The sequence below is a fragment of the Thermoleptolyngbya sp. PKUAC-SCTB121 genome, from assembly GCF_016919485.1.
GTDB lineage: Bacteria > Cyanobacteriota > Cyanobacteriia > Elainellales > Elainellaceae > Thermoleptolyngbya > Thermoleptolyngbya sichuanensis.
Map to the genome: position 1 here is coordinate 3372723 of NZ_CP070366.1, position 19248 is coordinate 3391970.

A 19248-nucleotide genomic window follows, 5' to 3' on the forward strand; every position below is an offset into this window, starting at 1 on the left:
CCGCTTCAATTGGGTTGGATTTTAGATTTTGGATTTTAGATTTTGGATTGTGGATTGAACCGGACTGAGCGATCGCAATCCAAAATCGCCAATCCAGAATGTCTAGCCAAAATCGCCAACCTAAAATCCAAAATCAACACTATTCCCCTTCGATCACTATGAACTCGTTTTCAACTAAAGCGCTCCAGAACGGCTCGGCCGCTCCGGAGTTTGAAGATGAATTTGGCCGCCGGGGGCAAGCCGGACGCAGCATCGCTCAACGATTTGCCGCCTATCTCAAGCGGCAGGGCTTTTTACCCACTGTTCATTTCACCCAGCGCTTTTTGCAACGGCTAGCCTCCAAAGGCGTGCGGTTCGATCCGCGCACCTTCGTCCGCGAGTTTCGCGCGGCCAAGCACTATCGCCAAACCCGCCCCGGCTACAACACTCGTCTGACCGTGGTGCGGGGCGTACCAATTGTCTATCGGCCTGGCGGCGAAAACGGCAACCGGATTGTGCTGGTGACGGCGCTAGAGCAGGGGGCAGATTTGCCGCCTGTTGCCCGCACTGCTCCACCCAAACAGCGCGAAGCAGAATGGGAACTGGAATCTGAATTTGAATGGGAATTTGAATCTAAGCTGGAACGAGAATTTGAATCTAAGCTGGAACAGATAATTGTATCTAATACGCCACGCTCATTCGATGCGCGGGTGCAGCAGCAATATCTGGAAACTTTGCAAGAAACGGCGGCCGAACTTGAAGCCGATCCGTTCGTTGTGGAAGATATTAAACGCCGCATTCCGCCGGGGCATGAAACCCTGAATCGGGAGGCTGCCAAAGGACTACCCATCACCCCTGCTGAACTAAATGCCATGAATCGGGGCGTGCGCCGGGTGGATCTTGAAAAAATCACAAACCACTTTAAGCCCTCGCAACAGCGCCGCCACATGCTGCGCCGCCACAAGTGCCAGTCGCTAGAGGAAGCCCTCGCCGAAGCGCGACAGCAGCTTGTGGCTATCTACCAGCGAATCATGGCTGCCCCAACACGAGAAGCCGCCTTTGAGTGGCTGGGCGAGGCGCTGCACCTGATTCAGGATTCTTACTCATCTGCCCACACGGAGCGCGAAAATGGGGGAGCGGGAGCCATCCGGTTTATCCGCTACTTTGGGATGGGCGGGCTATCTTATCCGCACGAACATCGCGTCATGCCGATGCGTCAACCCAACGGGCGGGTTTTCTTTGGTGATCCGCGTGATTATATTAACCTGAGCAATATGCCCACCCGCGCGGCGATCGCCGCCAGTCGCCGCTTTATCCAACTGGTGCTGCGACACCTGCAAGCGGCCGTGAGTTCGCCAGCCCACCAGGCCGAGTTGAAACAGTTTATGGATTCGGTGCTGGTGCTGAGTCCCCGCCGCACGCCCACCAAGTCGCTCTATCCCAGGTGCCCGTGAGAGTCTAGCAGTTTGGCAACGGAGGGCGGTGTCAGTTCTCGGACAGTATTCACCACGCGGACTGCGCCTGCGGTGTGGAGCTTGTCGGTATAGGCGGCGGCGTAGTCGGCGGGGGACTGGGCATGGGGCGGCAGCACGCCCACACCTATCCAGGGGCGATCGCCCGCCACAGCTTTCGCCGCCGTCACCGTCTGCATATCCGCCACCGTATCGCCCACATACACCACCGGCAGCAGGTTAGACAACCCAAACCGAGCCTCGATTTGCGCCACCGTTTGCAGCAACCCCGTCGGGTCGGGCTTGCCGGGGGCATCTTCCATCGCAATTAAAATCGGATCGTGCAGTCCCAATCGGCGCTGCAAAACGTAGGTCGCCGATCCCCGCGTCGCCCCGCTAAAAAATCCCCAGGGAATTGCGTTGGCTTTCAGTTCAAGCAAGTGGGCCGCATCGACCAGCAGTGGCTCTTGGGTGATGTAGCCATCCCACCGATCGGGATCGTCTAGAATGGCTCCGCGATAGCGCCGCTGAAAGAAATCCACCACTTTTTCGTAGGACACATCAAGCTGCAATCGCTCGCTTCCCTGCCGTTTGTAGTAGCGGTAGATTAGCTCTTGAGACGCTTCCCAGTCGTTGTTCCACAACCCTTCGGCTTTGAGCTGATCGATCTCTGCCTGGGAGGGACGGAAATGACCGTTGGTAAAGGCTTCTACGGTGTCTGCTAGGGCGCGGCGGTAGGAATTGCTCACGTCGCGGATTACGCCGTCGATATCAAACACTAGAATGGCGATCGCCTGCTGCATAGGAATCGTTTGGGAAAAAATTCTAGAAAAAAAATTAGCTCAGGACAAATCTAACCAAGAATATTGGCGATCGCGCCAGTTCGTAATTTACTATAGAGGATTGTAGAGTTTTTGAAGGCAGCCCGGACTGTCCTGGAGGTGCGATTGTCGAAGTTCATTCTCAAGGTTCTCTGGCTAGATAACAACGTGGCTCTGGCAGTAGACCAAGTCGTCGGAAAGGGAACCAGCCCGCTGACATCCTATTTCTTCTGGCCCCGCAATGATGCGTGGGAACAGCTCAAGACCGAGCTAGAGGCGAAGCACTGGATCGCCGAAGCTGACCGGGTAGAACTGCTCAACAAAGCCACAGAAGTCATCAACTACTGGCAAGAAGAGGGCAAGAAAAAGTCCATGGCCGAAGCGCAAAGCAAGTTTCCAGAAGTTACTTTTACGGGAAGCGCCTGAGCATCTACCGCTATTTCATAAATGATTTGAGTACTGTAGGGTGCTGTTGGGCGTAGCCGTAGCGCACTGCCCCTCAGGGCTTTGGTGCATGATGCTGACGCTAACACATCCTGCGAGTGATGGTGTTCATTTGTTTGACCTCTGACTTCTTCGGGAGTTAGAGGTCTAAGTTTTTATCAAAATTCGCGGCGGGGCGTGCGGCGCTTGGGCGGTCGGCTACGGGGCTCTTGGCGAAAGCTATCAGCCTGACGGGGGCGACCAGAGCGCTCAGTCCGACGCGGCGGCGCTTCATAAAGGCCGGGGTCGTAGGCAGGGTCACTAGCACGGTCGCGGCGGCGCTTTGGGCTGGGTTCGCCAGCGCGACGGCTGATCTGCTGGCTGATGCCTGAAAACACCTCTCGATTCAGATAGGGATAGTCGCTGACCCACAGCCCGTAATCCGCCATGTAGACATCGGATAGCTCCAAAATGGGGTCGAGATCGGGGCGATTGGAGATGGCAACTAGTTGAGCGCGATCGCCCGGACGAATCACCCGATGGTCGCGCACCAGGGGCACCTTTACCTTGCCTAAGTAGCCTGCTTCATCGGCTAATTCTAGGTTCAGCCGTCGCTGCCGATTTTCGACGACCACCAGTTCGCCCTGCTTGTTGACCCGTTCTTCGGTGCCGACGAGATCTTCAGTAATGTAGACATCGGACACCTCGCCCTGCCAAAAGCCAGCGTAAGGAAAGCGGCGATATTCCGCATTGCGGCGGCCAGCCTGGTAAGCGGGCCCCCACAACCAGTACAGACCTGCAATAATCGCCACGCTGAATTCCAGAATTTCAAACCAAAAGTTGGGCGGCAAAATTGCCCGCAGCACCAACCCCAGCAGCGCCCCCACGACCGAAATCAGCACGCGACTCAGCACATCCTGAAACTTGCCCCAGTAGTAGCGATACTGCTGCGCTGTGGCGACAGCGGGAATCAGTTGCTTAAAAACGTCTTCGGTGATGGGGGTGAGCATGGTTGGATCGTGGCGATCGCCCTCAGCAGTTCTCTGGCGCAACGTCCTCTTTAACGCAGCACCTCAAAGCCCTGACAAGCAGCATTTTTTCGAGCCTAGCATTTGTCCGTCTGGAATGGTCATCCAAGCAGGAGCAGATTGATTCAAATTTTTAGACTCCTGAGTGCGTCAGGCTCATTTCTAACCCCCACTATCGGAAAACGGTTGATTGATTACCCGACAAATCACAGAATTGTCAATGGAAATTCCCGTATCCAATAGCACCTTTTCGCAAAACTGCCCCACAGAGTTCAGTAAAAATCTCAGGGAAATTGAATTCAAGAAATTGCAGAATACGGATAACTCTGGAGAACGCATTCGGAACACTAGCGATTAGGGGGCAATTGAATCGTTAGTGTTCCTGCTCAGAAGGCGTCCTTACAGGTGAACTGCCTGACCTTGGGGGCTTATAAGGTCAGGCATTTTTCTTTTAAAGATTCAGCTACAAGTCTGGTTACACGAGTCTGGTTACACAAGTCTGGTTACAATTTAGCAGCCGTCTTAGAGCTAATTTGTAAAGGAGCCTGAAAGCCTTGTTAATCAAGGATTTCCGAGAAACTGCTTTTCCTGGGCAAACATGACCTCAAAGCCACACATGCCAAGAGTTTCAGGCTTCTTAAGATTTGCTTCATAAATTAGCTCTTAGAGGGTGTTTAAAAAGGTATCGCCTGTAATGTCAAGCACTCAGAGATCCCCCCTAGCCCCCCTTAAAAAGGGGGAAACCGCCTTAAAGCCCCCCTTTTTAAGGGGGATTTAGGGGATCTTGCACGCTTTGCTACAAACAGTAGGACTTTTCAAACATCCTCTTAGCAGTCGTCAGACCAACCTTTTGCATCAGCAATACGATTCTTGCCGACGTGCCGTGAGCCACGGCAGAAATCTGCGGGATAAGGCCGGTAAGGTCTTACATAAGGTCTTACACTGGATAAGGCTCTTAGATGTTCTTCGGCTAAAGCAGGGCTTGACCCAAGTCCCTCTGTACGTTGCAACTCATTTCCAATCATTTCCACCCTTGGACTCATGTCTCCCGATCTTCTGCGCTCTCTAGTTTGGATGGACTATCGTTTGGCGGTGCTGTTTGCAGTGCTGCTGCCGCTAATTTTGCTGATCTGGGCAACGGTAAAGCAGGCTGAAGCCATGCAGCGGCTGCTGATTATTTACTGGCGCGTTTCCAGCCTGCTGGCGATTACGGTTTATCTGCTGATTGGCGATTTGAAGATCGGCTTTCTGGCATCGTTTTTGGCGCGGATTTTGATTCCCGTCGGGCTGTGGTTCTGGGTTGACCTGAATGAGGAAATTGACGACCAGCGCTCTAGCCCGCTTAAATTTGTGTTTAGTGCCTGGCGCTGGGCGCTGACGATCTACAGCACGCTGGGGGCGATCGCCACGATTCCCTTTTTGCAATGTGCCTTTTCGGACGCAAGCTACCCAACGTCTTTCTGCCAGGTGTGGCGCGAGGCCCCGCTGATTTACAAAGATATCCTCCATGCCAACTATCGTCTGCCTTTCCTGGGCTTTTTGGGTATTGTCGGGCTGGTAATTTATCTGATTTACTTTGGGCACTTTGTCATTGTGCGGTTGGGGCGGCAGGGTCGTTCTGCCATCGAGCAATAGCCTGTACTGCCAGTGCATAGCACTATGGGCAAAGTCTTGCCAAAACCAATTCTGGTGACGGGTTCCCATCGCTCTGGCTCGACCTGGGTAAGGCTGATGATCGGCGCATCGCCCCAAGTCGCCTATATTCACGAGCCGTTTCACCTAGATCACAACCTGGGCTTTTGCGGCGCACAGTGGGACTATTGGTTTCAATACATCTGCGCCGACAACGAGGCTCAATATCGGCGGTTTTTTGAGAAAACGGTGCGGCTGCAATACAACCTGATTCCCAGTTGGAAGCTGGTGAATGATGCAGAATATCGCCGCAAAGTGCAGGGCGATCGCGCGTTTTTTGCCAAAAGCCGTGCCGCGGGCCGTCGTCCTCTGCTGAAAGACCCGATCGCCCTCTTCTCTGCCGACTGGCTGGCAACCCGCTTCAACATGGACGTGGTGGTGATGATTCGCCATCCTGCTGCCTTTGCCTACAGCCTGAAAAAAGCGGGCTGGTTCCACAATTTCCGCCATTTTCTCGACCAGCCACTGCTGATGCGGGATCATCTGCATCCCTTTGCTGCCGAAATCGAGGAATTCGTCGCCGGAGACGAAGTACCCGGTGGCGGGCACGGGCGATCGATTCTGGAACACGCGGCGCTGCTGTGGAAGCTGATTCACTATCGCATCGCCACCTACCGGGAGCAGTTTCCCCACTGGCAGTTCGTGCGGCACGAAGACCTGTCGCTAGAGCCGCTGGCAGGCTTTCAGCAAATTTTTGACCAACTAGGGCTGGATTTTAGCGACACCGTGCAGCGCAAAATCACAGACTATAGCAACGAAAAAAATCCCTCGGTGGAGCCGTCGCTATTTGCCCTCAAGCGCAACAGCAAAGCCAATGCCTACACCTGGAAGGAAAAGCTTTCGGCTGAAGAAATTGCGTTTATTCGAGCGCAGGTGGGCGATTGGTCGGATCGGTTCTATCGTGCTGAAGAGTGGTGAAGAGTGGTGCAGTGATTCGCTCCTGGCTGCGGCCTAAGGGTTGCTGGCAAACACGATGCGGATTTTTGATGCAGATTTTTCCAGATCAGGGTAGAGTCATGGAAGATAGGAAAAAATTCTCAGAGCTGCCGGATTGCGGCGGAGGTTTTTAGAGATTTTTTCAGTTTGGGTGAATCTTCTGTCCGCCGTCGGAGCTTTTGTTTTTGCGCTCGTCGCGCCTTGCCCTCAGGCCATCCTGCATGATGCTATCGAGTCGATCGCCCCACTCCCAGTTTTCCACAAGGCTGAAGCAGCGACCGCTGGTTTGCTTGCTCAGCCTGGAGGAGTGTGTCCGCTAATCCGCCGCGATTTGAACGATCAGAGGCGGAGAGCGAATACTCTGCCTCGCTAGTTTCGATGCCTGAAAGTGTTAAATCTGACGCGAGTTTTCGACCGTCTGCGGAGACCTATACCAAACACTATTCGGGGCAATGTCCGGGGCAACAGGCTGGGCAATGCACCGGGCAATGCACCAAGTCACACACGGAACAATACGCGGGGCAACATGCGGGGCAACATGCGGGCGATCGCCCGTCAGGGCCCTGTCGCAGGCAGTTGATATTGCCAGCGCAGGGAGAACCCGCTGCACTTCACGCGGCTCTCAGTCCACATGCTCTCAGTCTGCATAATCCCAGTCTGCATAATCTGAGTCCGCATACGATCTGGCTCACGGACGAACTGCTGTTTAGCTTTCAGCGCTGCCATCGCCGCGCCTACCTCGACCGCTATGGCGACCTGGAATATTGCGATGCGCCCAGTGACTATCTGCTGAAGCTGCGGCAAGACAGCCTGGCCCACCGCCGCGAAATTTTGCAGGATGCGGTGATTCACGAAGCAGATTATCCCCGGTCAAACTGGGCGGCGGGCGCGGAGACCACGCTGACGCTGATGCAGCAGGGGGTAGAGCGGATTTCTCGCGGCGTGCTGCTGACGGAATACCGCGATGGCGTGATGCTGGTGAGTTGCCCTGATCTGCTGGTGCGGCATCCGGGCGAGTCGGTTTTTGGCGACTGGATGTATGTGCCGACGGATATCCGCCTGGGCAAACGCCCTAAGCTGGATTATCAGGTGATGGCGGCGTTTCATGCCTACGTGCTGGCGGCGGTGCAGGGTGCGTGGTGCGACACAAGCTGGCTGATGCTGCGGCAGCGTGGTCCCTATGCAGTGGATTTGGTGGATCTCGTGCCGCGCATGGAGGAAATTCTCTACGCCTGTGCTGAAATGCTGATCGCCCAGCGGGAACCAGAGGTGTTTATTGCCCACAACCGCTGCGACCTCTGCCACTGGTATAGCTTCTGCTATGGGCTGGCGACGGGCGATCGCCACCTCTCCCTGCTCCCCGGCGTTACGCCCAGCCGCTATGTTTACCTCAAGCAAATGCAAATCACCACGCTGGAGGCGCTAGCGGCCACGCCCGTCCGGGAGTTGGAAATGCTTCCTGGCTTTGGGCCGGCCGTGGCGCACAAGCTGGTGCATCAGGCCCAGGCAACGCTGAATCAGGAGGCGCTGCTGAATCCGTCGCTGTCTCATGGGGCGCTGCTGGAACTGGTCACTCATCGCCGCCTGCCCACTGCGGAGGTCGAACTGTATTTCGATATTGAGTCCGCGCCAGAGCAAAACGTGGTGTATCTGCATGGCGTGCTGGTGGTGGATCGGGGCCAGGGGCACAACACCTTCTACGCGCTGCTGGCGGAAACCCCAGAGGACGAGCGTCTCGCCTGGAACCAGTTGATGGAACTGTTTCAGCGCTATCCTGACGCGCCGATTTTTCATTTTTGCCCCTACGAGGTGCAGACGGTGCGCCGTTTGGGAGAATTGTTTGGCCCTGCCTCAGAGGTTGTGGAGGATTTGCTGACCCGATTTGTGGATTTGCACGACTGGGTGACGCAGGTGGCGCTGCTGCCCGTCGAGAGCTACGCGCTGAAGGCGATCGCCCGCTGGCTGGGGTTCAACTGGCGCGATGCAGAAGCCAACGGCGCACAGTCCATCTTCTGGTATGCACAATGGCTGCAAACGGGCGATCGCGCGTTTCTCGAATCGATTTTGCGCTATAACGAAGACGACTGCCGCGCCACCCACTGCGTCAAAGACTGGCTGGTGGCATTCATCACCGAAAAAGTGCAGGAAATTCAGGCGGATCAAGGGCATTAGGAACGAGCCTCAGCCTGTTCTCCAAAAAATATCCAAAAGTTTCTCAAAACATTTGACAAAAGGCTCCCAGACCTACAAAATAGAGATTGCGTCTTTCAAAGGGCGCACAAAGCGCAAGGGACCGTAGTTCAATCGGTTAGAGCACCGCCCTGTCACGGCGGAAGTTGCGGGTTCGAGCCCCGTCGGTCCCGTTTTAGAGTTTTACTTGAGCAGGCATTTGATTTAAGCAGGTAGTGTTTGGGAGGCAATGTGGGCAAGTGCTAAGCTGTCCAATCAAGCAACCCCAAGTGCAGACCAGGGTTCAGATCAAGGTGCGAACTCTTGTGCAGATTTACAAGCGACGCTGATCGAGTGTAAACACCTGCTGAGCCAGCATTATGGCGAAAGGCTAAAGTCTCTGATTGTCTTCGGCTCTGCCGTTAGAAATGAGTTGACCCCAACTAGTGATATTGATCTGCTGATATTGCTGGCTCCACCCATCAATTCCTTTCAAGAGCTGCGCGCCATTGTGGACTTGCTCTATCCGCTTCAGCTAGAAGCGCCATACTGGATTTCTGCAAAACCAGCCGACGCAACCGAGTTTGAGCAAGGCGTGAGTCGCTTCTACCGCAACATTTTGCGGGAAGGCCTCGTGTTGTAAACCATTCTGAAGAAGTTCAGGCAAATTTAGGTCGTGCTGACTCGTCATTGGAAGCGGCAAAGATGCTGCAAGATGCTGGCTTCTTAAACGAGGCGGCATCAAGAGCTTACTATGCTGCATCAGCCCTGCTGCTCTCTCAAGATCTGGCATTTGGTAGTCATACTGGTGTTCTGCGTGCTGTTAGCTTGCATTTTGTGAAACCAGGAATTTTGGATAGGCAGTATGGGCGTGACCTGAATTGGTTAGCCGAAATACGACAGATTGCAGACTATGGAGAATTGAAAACGATTGATACATCAGAGACTCAAGCGGCGATCGCCTGCGCGGAGCGCTTTCTCACACAGGTTCAAGAAATCTTGAGAAGTACTTGAAAAGTGAGATGTACACAACTCCTGCTAATACTAAGGTTCCATGAATCGCTAGAATCTTTAAGGTTGGTTGCTGAGTGTCACTGGGTGCTGCTGAGGCGATCGCCATCAATTCCCTCACTCCATCTCCTGTCGCCCACCTAACCCCCAATCCCTAACCCCTAACCCTTACAACATGTCCGTTCGAGTTCGCATTGCGCCCAGTCCCACCGGAAAGCTCCACATCGGCACCGCTCGTACTGCCGTGTTTAACTGGCTCTTTGCCCGTCACAATGGCGGCCAGTTTGTGCTGCGGATTGAAGATACTGACCTAGAGCGATCGCGCTCTGAGTTTACCGACAACATCCTCGACGGGCTGAAATGGCTGGGGCTGAATTGGGACGAGGGGCCCATCTTTCAAACCCAGCGCACCGAGCTATACCGCCAAAAAATTCAGGAATTGCTGGACAAGGGGCTAGCCTATCGCGCCTACGACACGCCCGCAGAACTGGACGCGATGCGCGAATCCCAAAAAGCCCGCAACGAAGCGCCCCGCTACGACAATCGCCATCGGGATTTAACGCCAGAGCAGGAAGCCGCTTTCATCGCCGAGGGTCGCCAGCCTGTCATCCGCTTCAAAATCGACGACGACCGGGAAATTTCCTGGACTGATCTAGTGCGCGGGATGGTCACCTGGAAGGGGCGCGACCTGGGCGGCGATATGGTAATTGCCCGCGCATCGGCGGCTGGCGAAATCGGCGCACCGCTCTACAACTTCGTCGTGGTGGTGGACGACATCGACATGGGCATTAGCCACGTCATTCGCGGTGAAGACCACATCGGCAACACGCCCAAGCAAATCCTGCTGTACGAGGCGCTGGGCGCGACCGTGCCAGAATTTGGGCATACGCCGCTGATCCTAAACCAGGCGGGCGCAAAGCTGTCGAAGCGAGACGGGGTTACGTCGATTTCCGACTTTCGCGACATGGGCTATACCCCAGAGGCGATCGCCAACTACATGACGCTGCTGGGCTGGTCGCCGCCGGAGGGCATGTCGGAGATTTTCACCCTGGAAGAAGCGGCGAAACAATTTAGCTTTGATCGAGTCAACAAGGCCGGAGCCAAGTTTGACTGGGACAAGCTCAACTGGATCAATAGCCAATACCTGCATCACAAGCCCCTCGGTGAACTGACCGACCTGCTGATTCCCCTGTGGCAAGCGGCGGGCTACGAGTTTGACCCGACGGGCGATCGCCCTTGGCTAGAACAAGTCGCCGCCCTCGTCGGCCCCAGCCTGGTGAAGCTGAACGACGCAGTGGAGATGACCCGCTACCTGTTCGTGCCGGATGTGGGCTTTACCGACGCAGCCACGCAGCAGCTTCAGCAGCCCAGCGTGGGCACGGCGCTTCAGGGCATCCTGACGGCGCTAGACACGACCGCTGTTACACCAGACACCGTGCAGGACGTGATTCAGCAGGGTGTGCAGGCGGCGGGCGTGAAAAAGGGCGTGGTGATGAAATCGCTGCGGGCGGCGCTGACGGGTGACTTGCAGGGGCCAGACCTGGTGCAATCCTGGTTGCTGCTGCATCAGCGGCAAATCGACAAAGCCCGCCTGAACCAGGCCCTGGCGATCGCCCAGTCCCCTGCCTAATCTGCGCCTGACCTGCGCTCTACCCTGAATCCCCTGGACTGTTTGCTGTTCAACGCTCAAATTGCCATGCCTCATTCTGCAACGTTGCGTCGGGTTTTGTTCTGGACAGCTCTGCCGCTGGCGATCGCCGCTTTGGGATCTGCTACTAGGGCGATCGCCCAGGCTCAGCCCACCCTGTCCGACCCGTTGCAGCCTGCGGTGCCGTTTCCGACGGAGGAGCCAGAGCCAGGTGAACCCGCGCCCGTCGAACCCCCCGCAGCTTCACCCAGTCCTGGGGTACGGCCTGAAGCACCTGTGCAGTCCGTGCCAGCGCCCCCCAGCCCCGCATCCCAGTTTCCCCGCAGCACCCAGCGGCGATCGCCCACTCCGTTTGGCGGCAGCACGATTTTTGAAAACCTCACCCTCACCCCCGGCGCAGACCCCAGCCCCAAAACGATTCGCGGCATCAGCGGCGGCCCCCTTCCAGCCAGCGACGTGGCCGGCCGCCCCGAAACCGCCACGGGGCCCTGCCTCGGCTTCGTAGACACCCAGCCCGACCACATTTTGACGCTCACGGCCCCCTTTGAGTTTCTCAGCCTCCAGGTGCAAAGCGCCGAAGACACGACCCTCGTCGTCAAAGGGCCGGGCGGAAGCTGGTGCAACGATAATTACCTGAGCCTCAACCCCGGCATCGCTGGACAGTGGCTCCCCGGTCGCTACGAAATCTGGATCGGCTCTCACCGCAATAACGGGTACTTTCCCTATGTGATTCGGGTGTTGCAGCAGCCGGAGTGAGGGCGTGTTGGCGCAATTCACCTGCCATAATGGGAAAAGTCGGGCGATCGCCCGTCGTTGGGTAAAGTGCCCTCTCAGCCGTTCGTCAACCGCCCATGATTACGCTATCGTCAGAACTCCAGCAACGCCTCGCCTCGCCGCTCAAGATCGGCAATTTTGAGGTGAATAGTCGCGTGTTGCAGTCGCCGCTGTCGGGCGTGACCGATCTGGTGTTTCGGCGGCTGGTGCGGCGATATGCGCCCGACTCTATGATGTACACCGAAATGGTGAACGCGACGGGGCTGCACTACGTCAAGCAGCTTCCCAAAATCATGGAAGTAGACCCCAGCGAGCGTCCAATTAGCATTCAGCTTTTTGACTGTCGCCCCGACTTTTTGGCTGAGGCCGCGCAAAAGGCCGTAGACGAAGGCGCAGACACCGTAGACATCAACATGGGCTGCCCGGTGAATAAAATCACCAAAAATGGCGGCGGCTCCTCCCTGCTGCGGCAGCCGGAACTGGCGGGCGAGATTGTGCGGTCTGTGGTGCAGGCGGTGAATGTGCCCGTGACGGTGAAGACGCGCATCGGCTGGAGCGACCAGGAAATCAACGCGGTGGAATTTGCCCGCCGCATGGAAGATGCGGGCGCGCAAATGCTGACGCTGCACGGCCGCACTCGCGCTCAAGGCTACAACGGCCCCGCCCGCTGGGAGTGGATCGGCAAGGTGAAATCAGCGCTGTCGATTCCGGTGATTGCCAATGGAGATATTTTTTCGGTGGAGGCGGCGGTGCGCTGCCTGGAGGAGACGGGTGCAGATGGCGTGATGTGTTCGCGGGGGACGCTGGGCTATCCGTTTCTGGTGGGTGAGGTGGATCATTTCCTGAAAACGGGCGAGGTGCGTCGGCCGCCGAATCCGGTGGAGCGGATGCAGTGTGCCCGCGACCATTTGGAAATGCTGTGGGAGTATAAGGGCGATCGCGGCATTCGTCAGGCCCGCAAGCACATGACCTGGTATGCCAAGGGGTTTCCCGATGCGGCGGTGCTGCGCGGCAAGCTGGCCGTCATCGAAAATCTGGAGCAAGGGCTGGAACTGCTAGACTGGGCGATCGCCCGATTGTCTGAGTATGATTGGAGCGACCTGCCCAGCGCTCCACCAGAACTGGTCGAAGTTTAGGGTCGAAATCGGCTCTAGAAAAAGCGAACCAGATAGGCTAGCCCCAGGTTGGTTGCCCGCAGGCTGAAAAACGCAGGCGCGACGCAACAAAGCAATGAATAAAATGAATAGAGTAATAGAACAAAGTAACAAAAGATAATAAAAAGTAAATTGACGATGTGCCGTGGCAGCGCAAGTCTAGCCCAGCGCCGACTGAGGCTCCAGTTCACAGACCTGAACCTCTCGCCGCGAGACGATGTGCAGATCGCTGGGATAGCGGGGTCGCGGATCGCCCACCAGCCAAATTGGGGGAACCATCAGCGCTTCGTAGAATTCAATTTGATACAAAACGCCAGGTTTTTCCTTGAGTTCTACCATTGTTCCGGGCAGATACTCGAATAGCTCTTCCCAGTCAATTACAGAGTCCACTACAGGGTTCACAGCGTCGGTGTTCATCGTTGGTATTTGTAACGGTCTACGGCTCTGGTTCAAGCATTCAGATTCAAACCAGATTCAGCGGCGATCGCCCTAGCAGTAGAAATCGCTCCGGTCTAACACGACCTCACCATAATCCGGCACCCACGCCACCCAACTCCCAGAAGCCTCCTGGCACAGCAGCTTGGCTTCATTGAAGCTGTAGGCACTGAGCGGTTGCAGCAGATTGACCCACGTATCCCGGTTGTAGGTGATGCGACAGACTGGGTTCCAACCCTGGGCGATCGCCCGCTCTAGGTCTAGCGTCAGCCGCGCCGTGTCGGTCGGGTAAAGGGACATAGTTTCAGACTCCGGCTTAATGAAAAATCAGTGCAGAAAAAATCAACACAGAAGCGCTCTTCCCGCGCCGAAGCGAGAAAAAGCAGAAAAAATTTCTGTATTCATTTTTACAAATTACAGATGCCAGCGCTGGTCTGATGCCAATAAGTTAATAAACCTTGATGCAAATACCTTGGGTAAATCAGGGGTGAATCCCCCTAACCCTCGTCCCAGAGCCGATCTACGGCGATCGCCAGGTCAGGAAACTCAACGGAAGCGATCGCCTCGCCTGCGCCAAAGGTGCCGACTTCTCGATAGACGGTTCCTTCCAACGACAGCACCGTCAGCGTCTGCGCGATTGGGTCAATTAGCCAATATTCGGGAATGCCGACTGCTGCATACTGGGCCCGCTTTCGCACATCATCGCGATCGCGGTTTGTTTTGCCAGGGCTGAGGACTTCCACTACTAGGCGCGGTGGGGGCATTTCCAGCGTAATCGTCAGCCGTCGTTGCGTTAGCTTCAGATGTTCGGGACGCAGGACTACCAGGTCGGGATAGCGATTAGCCGAGTCCCGGGGCTGCAAAACAGGAACCTGAATTTCACACTTGCCAGGGTGGACAAGATCAACCGAAACACCCGCCGCGACCAGCACCAGCAAAATTCGCACGGCAATTGTGCTGTTGATCCTAGCTTCTGGCGGCAACTCGATTAGCTCCCCATCGATTAACTCATAGCGACCCTCCAGCGGCGCTGCATCGCTGTAGGTGAGGTATTCCTCAAAGCTGGCAAACGTGGTTCTGGCCTGGGTCATGGCAAGTTCCTACAAATTGAATGTCAGTGCTTCAAGGCTTGAAACTGATGCAACAGCCAGCGATTCACTGCACCGTGATCTTCCGTTTGGCTGCGGCGTAGTGCCTCCTCCACGATCGCCAGCGATAGATCTGGCAGCACAGTTGAAACTTGGATCTGGCGACTTCCACCACTCACAATTTCAAACGCGATGATTGCGGCTGCTTCCACATTCACCACCCAATATTCCCGTACACCCAGCCGCTCATACAGCAGCCGCTTCTGCCCCAAGTCATCGCTGAGCGTGCTGGAGGAAATTTCAATCGCCAGGGTCGGCGCACCCCAAACGGTTACATCCACAGGCTGATTATTTTTGGGTGGGCGGGCAGCATCTGTGCCAATGTAATACGCCAAGTCTGGCTGACACTCCCGCTCTCCCGGTTGCCGGAAGCTGGTGTTGATTAAAGCAGTATAGGCAAGGTCACGCAGGGTGCCATATAGCGTAATGACTGCCGCCAGAATCGAATTGTCTTGACCGTGTGCCGATCCCGTTGGCATCGTTTCAATCCTCATCCAGCCCGCATCGTAATAGCATTGGGCGTTTTCAACCTCTGGGCGATCGCAGCTTGCCAAAAACACTTCCCAGGTCGCAGGCACCCAGGCATCTGAGATCAGGCTTGGCGAAGATGACAGCGCATCAACCATGAATTAACCTGAGGATTTTCTCTGAAACTTCATCTCCTGACCTCCAGTGTATCGAATGGGGTCGGGAGAATCGTTTAGACTAAGTCAAGACCGACGACCTAAGCCAGGTAGTTGCGCTCAGGCTAGCAGCCATTCAGCGTTTCAGACTCTCTGCTCCTCAGACTGTTCTTCAGACGCTTTCAGAGTCTCTAAGATGGGCGGGGCGAGAATCGAACTCGCATACCCGAAGGTGCCACATTTTGAGTGTGGTGCGTCTACCAGTTTCGCCACCCGCCCTGGGATTTGGTTTTTTCATTATACGGGATTGGGCGCTGATGCAACAGCTTTTCATAATCCTGGCTGCTGGCCCAGCGATCGATTTCTCGGGCCCGCAGCACGGGAACCGGATGGGTGCGCTGGGCGGTCTGGGTTTCGCGCAGCATTTTGCCCATGTCGCTGAGGCTGAGGTCGTCGTAGGCGCGGGCCTGTTCCAGAAATGCGTCTAGGTTAAGCTGGCTGGCGAGGGTGGGGGAACCGCCCGTCAGCTTCATCAGCACCGAGGCCACTACGCGAGCATCTTGCGCGACCAATAACGCAGCGCGATCGCACGTAAATTCGGCACAGCGCACCCATTCCAGCAGCCGCTCTTGCAAGCCCTGCGCCACCAGCGGCCCCAGCGGCAGCCCCAGTTGCCCCGCCGCCAGCACCGCAATGTTCGCCATCGTCAGATAGACGCTGTGTTCGCATTTCAAATGCCCCAGTTCGTGGGCAATCACTGCCTGGATTTCTTCCGGGGTTAGCAGATCAATCAGCGAGGTGTGGAGAACCACAAACGGCTGCTTGCCGCGCATGGCAAAGGTGTAGGCGTTGGGCGTGGGGTTTTGCCGCACGTAGAGCTGCGGCGGCTCCAGGTCGAGGATCTGGCACGCCTCTCGCAGGAGTTCATGAAGCTGGGGCAACTGGCGATCGCTCACCAAAATCCCCGATGCTAGGTTCTCTAGCTGAAAAAACTGCTCTGCTACCGGCCCCATCAGCCCGCGAATCGCTAAGTCCAGCCCCGGAAGCTGCTGCAATGCCTGAGTTGCTTGCAAATCGAGCGGGTGGCGAAAGTGGGCGGATTGCAGACCAATGAGCGGCGTTTTGGCAGACATGGCAACAGGCAGAGAGCAATATTCCGCGCAAATCTTCGCTGAATGGGGCGATCGCGCTGGTTCTCTTCATTCTAGCGACAAGCCCGCCTGTAGATTGCTGGCTCGGCAGACTTTAGCCTGTGCAAATTGCCCTACGCAAACTGCCCTGTGCGATTTGCCCTGATTTGCCCTATGTAGATTAGCGGGTGAAAATTTTTTGCCTGGAAGGCTAGCCCCCCAACCTCCCAGGCTTGGAGCGCAAGAGTCTCCAGCTATAGAGGACGAGTGCGGAATGCTGACAAGTTCCCCAACGCGGAAACAATGCGGAAATGTGAGCGGCGGGCAATTAAATTTTATACTGGCATCAAAAGTTGAAAGCGCAGATTGCTTAATAAAAAAAGATTTTTGCTCAAAATATCTTGCTATGTTAAACCTATGAGCCTAGATGACATCGATTCCAAAGTGATTCGACACCTGATGCAGAACGGCCGCATGACCTGGGCCGAACTGGCGACGGTGCTGCAACTGTCGGCCCCAGCGGCGGGCGATCGCGTCCGGCGGCTAGAGGAACGCGGCGTGATTTTGGGCTACACCGCACAGGTCGATCCGGAGGCAGCAGGCTGTCACCTCACTGCCTTCATTGCCGTTACGCTGGAGCGCCCCGAACACCGCGCCCCCTTCCTCGAAAAAGTCCTGCAACTCACCGAAGTGCAGGAATGCCACCACATCGCCGGAGAAGATGACTACTGGCTGAAAGTCCGCTGCCAGCACACCAAAGATCTGGAACGCCTGGTTAGCGACGAACTCAAGAGCCTTCCTGGTATCCTCCGCACCCGCACAACGATTGTGCTGTCCACGGTGAAAGAGACGAGCGTTTTGCCCATTCGGGAGTGATGGGTCGCCCGACTATCCCGCCATCTCATCACGCAAATTCTCAACCGCAAACCCCCAACCGCAAACCTCCAATCGCGAACCTCCAAACTCATGAACGCCTCTCTCTTTATCCGGAGTCTACTAATAGGGTTTTCGATCGCCGCTCCGGTCGGCCCAATCGGCGTATTGTGCATTCGGCGAACCCTGGCTCAGGGGCAACTGGCGGGATTGCTATCAGGTTTGGGCGCGGCCACAGCAGACGCTATATATGGGGCGATCGCCGCGTACGGATTGACCCTGATCTCTGCTATCCTGATTGGTCAAGCCGGGTGGTTTCGGCTGATCGGCGGGCTGTTTCTGATTTACCTGGGGGTGCAGACCTTCCGCGCCCAGCCAGCCACAGAGGCCGCTTCGAGCGACGGCAAAATTCGGGCTGCTGGGCTATGGGGTGCCTATCTTTCGACAATTTTGTTAACGCTGACAAATCCGGCAACTATCATGTCCTTTGCGGCGGTGTTTGCTGGGCTGGGGCTGGCGAATTCTAGCGGTGACCCACTGGCGGCTACGGTAACGGTGCTGGGTGTGTTTTTGGGGTCGGCGCTGTGGTGGCTGCTGCTAAGCGGCGGTGTCAGTCTGTTTCGAGCATCCTTTTCTAAAACCAACAGCTTACAGTGGGTCAATCGAGGGTCTGGAATCGTCTTAATCGCCTTTGGCAGCGTCGCGCTGGCATCTCTTCTGCGGGGATAGCGCTGGTGCTGGCGGTGCTGCTGCTGGGAAGTGCGGGAATGCGAGTTTTGGCGCAATCTGCGGTGCTTCAATCGGGGACGGTTCAATCAAGTACAGTTCAATCGGGGACGGTTCAATCGGGGGCGATCGCCCTGCCCACGATCCTTGCTCAGGCATCGCCCTCCATAGACACACTCCGGCAACAGCGGCAGCAGGTGGAGCAAAAGCGATCGACCCTGAACCAGCAGCGCAACCAGCTAGAAAATCTGGAAAACTCTGCTCAGCAAAAGCTCGATGCACTGGAAGACAAAATCAACACGACGACTGCCCAAATTCAGCAGAATGAAAAGAAGCTAAAAGATGCCAACACGCGCTTGGTTCAGCTTCAGGCTGAATTGGAAAAAGCGGAGGAGCGTTATCAGCAGCAGCAGTTTGCCACTGTGGCGCGGCTGCGCTTCTTGCAGCGACAAAAGGACAGCAGCGGTTGGGCAGTGCTGCTCCAAAGTCAAAACCTGAACGAATTTCTAGAACGGCGCTATCAGCTTCGGCGAGTCTATCAGGCAGACAACCAGTTTTTGGTGGATCTCAAGCGGCAATCGGATGAGCTAGTGGCCCGGCATCGCGCCGTCGAGCGCCAGAAAAACGAGATTGCCCTGATTACTCAGGAACTCCAGTCTCAAAAGGCGGAATATCAGCAGCAGGCTGCCACGCAGGAAACGCTGATTACCCGGCTCAAGCAGGATCAGCAAGCGCTGGAAGAAGCTGAGGAGCAGTTGGCCCGTGATTCCGCCAGTCTGGCAAACCTGATTCGCCAGCGCCTTGCCGCCGCGTCGCGCAGCCGGATTGTGATTCGCGGCAATGGTATTATGAGTATTCCTGCCGATGGGCGGCTGACCAGTGGCTTTGGCTATCGCGTCCATCCAATTTTGGGCTATCGCCGCTTTCACGCGGGCATCGACTTCGGCGCACCGACGGGCACTCCGATTCGCGCTGCCAACCACGGCGTGGTGATTTATTCGGGCTGGTATGGCGGCTACGGGCGATCGGTGATTGTCGATCATGGCAACGGCATCACCACGCTCTATGCCCATGCCAGCCGTGTGTATGTATCTGAAGGGCAGGCAGTCAGCCGGGGAGAGGCGATCGCCGCTGTGGGTTCTACGGGCTTTTCGACCGGGCCGCACTTGCATTTTGAAGTCCGCAAAAACGGTGAACCCGTTGACCCGCTGAATTACTTGTGATCCT

At 56.0% G+C, this 19248-nt stretch carries 20 protein-coding genes and 2 tRNA genes; 14 read left to right on the forward strand and 8 right to left on the reverse strand.

Annotation, left to right across the window (positions count from 1 at the left end):
- Positions 1-158: 158 nt before the first annotated feature.
- Positions 159-1433: a hypothetical protein gene (locus tag JTM80_RS13905; RefSeq protein WP_205369630.1), complete on the forward strand. Its 1275-nt coding sequence runs from the start codon at positions 159-161 to the stop codon at positions 1431-1433.
- On the opposite strand, the gene JTM80_RS13910 is transcribed toward JTM80_RS13905, so the two are convergent.
- Positions 1415-2233 (reverse strand): TIGR01548 family HAD-type hydrolase, encoded by an 819-nt coding sequence (locus JTM80_RS13910; RefSeq protein ID WP_172355667.1) that lies wholly within the window; start codon positions 2231-2233, stop codon positions 1415-1417. The two genes, JTM80_RS13905 and JTM80_RS13910, sit on opposite strands and share 19 nt — an antisense overlap.
- 144 nt (positions 2234-2377) lie before the next feature.
- Here JTM80_RS13910 and JTM80_RS13915 point away from each other — a divergent pair, with 144 nt between their 5' ends.
- Positions 2378-2677, forward strand: a complete 300-nt coding sequence (locus JTM80_RS13915) for a 30S ribosomal protein PSRP-3 (RefSeq protein WP_172355665.1) — start codon at positions 2378-2380, stop codon at positions 2675-2677.
- A 176-nt stretch (positions 2678-2853) separates the two neighbouring features.
- Here JTM80_RS13915 and JTM80_RS13920 read toward each other — a convergent pair whose 3' ends face one another.
- On the reverse strand, positions 2854-3726 hold the full coding sequence (locus JTM80_RS13920; RefSeq protein WP_205369631.1) for a phosphate ABC transporter permease: 873 nt from the start codon (positions 3724-3726) through the stop codon (positions 2854-2856).
- Positions 3727-4743: 1017 nt separating this feature from the next.
- On the opposite strand from JTM80_RS13920, the gene JTM80_RS13925 reads away from it, so the two are divergent.
- The 9 genes from JTM80_RS13925 (at position 4744) to dusB (ending at position 13068) form a co-directional block, all read left to right on the forward strand.
- The gene (locus JTM80_RS13925) at positions 4744-5337 is read left to right on the forward strand and encodes a DUF3177 family protein (RefSeq protein WP_172355663.1); all 594 of its coding nucleotides are present in this window, start codon (positions 4744-4746) and stop codon (positions 5335-5337) included.
- 36 nt (positions 5338-5373) lie between these two features.
- Positions 5374-6312, forward strand: coding sequence for a sulfotransferase (locus JTM80_RS13930; RefSeq protein ID WP_205369632.1), 939 nt, complete (start codon positions 5374-5376; stop codon positions 6310-6312).
- A gap of 396 nt (positions 6313-6708) precedes the next feature.
- Entirely contained in the window at positions 6709-8502 is a 1794-nt protein-coding gene (locus JTM80_RS13935; protein WP_225906630.1) for a TM0106 family RecB-like putative nuclease, read from the forward strand.
- Positions 8503-8619: 117 nt separating this feature from the next.
- Positions 8620-8693: transfer RNA gene (locus JTM80_RS13940), tRNA-Asp, on the forward strand.
- Positions 8694-8749: 56 nt separating this feature from the next.
- Positions 8750-9142 (forward strand): nucleotidyltransferase family protein, encoded by a 393-nt coding sequence (locus JTM80_RS13945; RefSeq protein ID WP_205369633.1) that lies wholly within the window; start codon positions 8750-8752, stop codon positions 9140-9142.
- A gap of 62 nt (positions 9143-9204) precedes the next feature.
- Positions 9205-9513, forward strand: coding sequence for a HEPN domain-containing protein (locus JTM80_RS13950; RefSeq protein ID WP_172355657.1), 309 nt, complete (start codon positions 9205-9207; stop codon positions 9511-9513).
- A gap of 172 nt (positions 9514-9685) precedes the next feature.
- Positions 9686-11140 carry a glutamate--tRNA ligase gene (gene gltX / locus JTM80_RS13955; protein ID WP_172355655.1) on the forward strand — a complete coding sequence of 485 codons (1455 nt, stop codon included), beginning with the start codon at positions 9686-9688 and terminating at the stop codon, positions 11138-11140.
- Between the two features lie 66 nt (positions 11141-11206).
- Positions 11207-11914, forward strand: a complete 708-nt coding sequence (locus JTM80_RS22785) for a hypothetical protein (RefSeq protein WP_225906632.1) — start codon at positions 11207-11209, stop codon at positions 11912-11914.
- Positions 11915-12009: 95 nt separating this feature from the next.
- Positions 12010-13068: a tRNA dihydrouridine synthase DusB gene (dusB, locus tag JTM80_RS13965; RefSeq protein WP_172355653.1), complete on the forward strand. Its 1059-nt coding sequence runs from the start codon at positions 12010-12012 to the stop codon at positions 13066-13068.
- Between the two features lie 177 nt (positions 13069-13245).
- On the opposite strand, the gene JTM80_RS13970 is transcribed toward dusB, so the two are convergent.
- The 6 genes from JTM80_RS13970 to JTM80_RS13995 all read right to left on the reverse strand — a co-directional run bounded on the left by JTM80_RS13970 (position 13246) and on the right by JTM80_RS13995 (position 16425).
- Positions 13246-13503: a hypothetical protein gene (locus JTM80_RS13970; protein ID WP_172355651.1), complete on the reverse strand. Its 258-nt coding sequence runs from the start codon at positions 13501-13503 to the stop codon at positions 13246-13248.
- A 72-nt stretch (positions 13504-13575) separates the two neighbouring features.
- Entirely contained in the window at positions 13576-13821 is a 246-nt protein-coding gene (locus JTM80_RS13975) for a hypothetical protein (protein ID WP_172355649.1), read from the reverse strand.
- A gap of 197 nt (positions 13822-14018) precedes the next feature.
- Positions 14019-14612 (reverse strand): Uma2 family endonuclease, encoded by a 594-nt coding sequence (locus tag JTM80_RS13980; protein WP_172355647.1) that lies wholly within the window; start codon positions 14610-14612, stop codon positions 14019-14021.
- Positions 14613-14635: 23 nt separating this feature from the next.
- Positions 14636-15295, reverse strand: a complete 660-nt coding sequence (locus JTM80_RS13985) for a Uma2 family endonuclease (protein ID WP_205369634.1) — start codon at positions 15293-15295, stop codon at positions 14636-14638.
- A 194-nt stretch (positions 15296-15489) separates the two neighbouring features.
- Positions 15490-15571 (reverse strand) — tRNA-Leu (locus JTM80_RS13990).
- Entirely contained in the window at positions 15550-16425 is an 876-nt protein-coding gene (locus JTM80_RS13995; RefSeq protein ID WP_205369635.1) for a M48 family metallopeptidase, read from the reverse strand. Before JTM80_RS13995 ends, JTM80_RS13990 begins: the two co-directional genes overlap by 22 nt.
- A gap of 414 nt (positions 16426-16839) precedes the next feature.
- On the opposite strand from JTM80_RS13995, the gene JTM80_RS14000 reads away from it, so the two are divergent.
- From JTM80_RS14000 to JTM80_RS14010, 3 genes are all read left to right on the forward strand, one after another.
- Positions 16840-17298 (forward strand): Lrp/AsnC family transcriptional regulator, encoded by a 459-nt coding sequence (locus JTM80_RS14000; protein ID WP_172355641.1) that lies wholly within the window; start codon positions 16840-16842, stop codon positions 17296-17298.
- Between the two features lie 90 nt (positions 17299-17388).
- A complete protein-coding gene (locus JTM80_RS14005) occupies positions 17389-18024 on the forward strand; it encodes a LysE/ArgO family amino acid transporter (RefSeq protein ID WP_172355639.1) in 636 nt (211 codons plus the stop codon).
- Entirely contained in the window at positions 17949-19244 is a 1296-nt protein-coding gene (locus tag JTM80_RS14010) for a murein hydrolase activator EnvC (protein WP_172355637.1), read from the forward strand. The genes JTM80_RS14005 and JTM80_RS14010 overlap by 76 nt, the downstream gene beginning before the upstream one ends.
- Positions 19245-19248 lie beyond the last annotated feature (4 nt).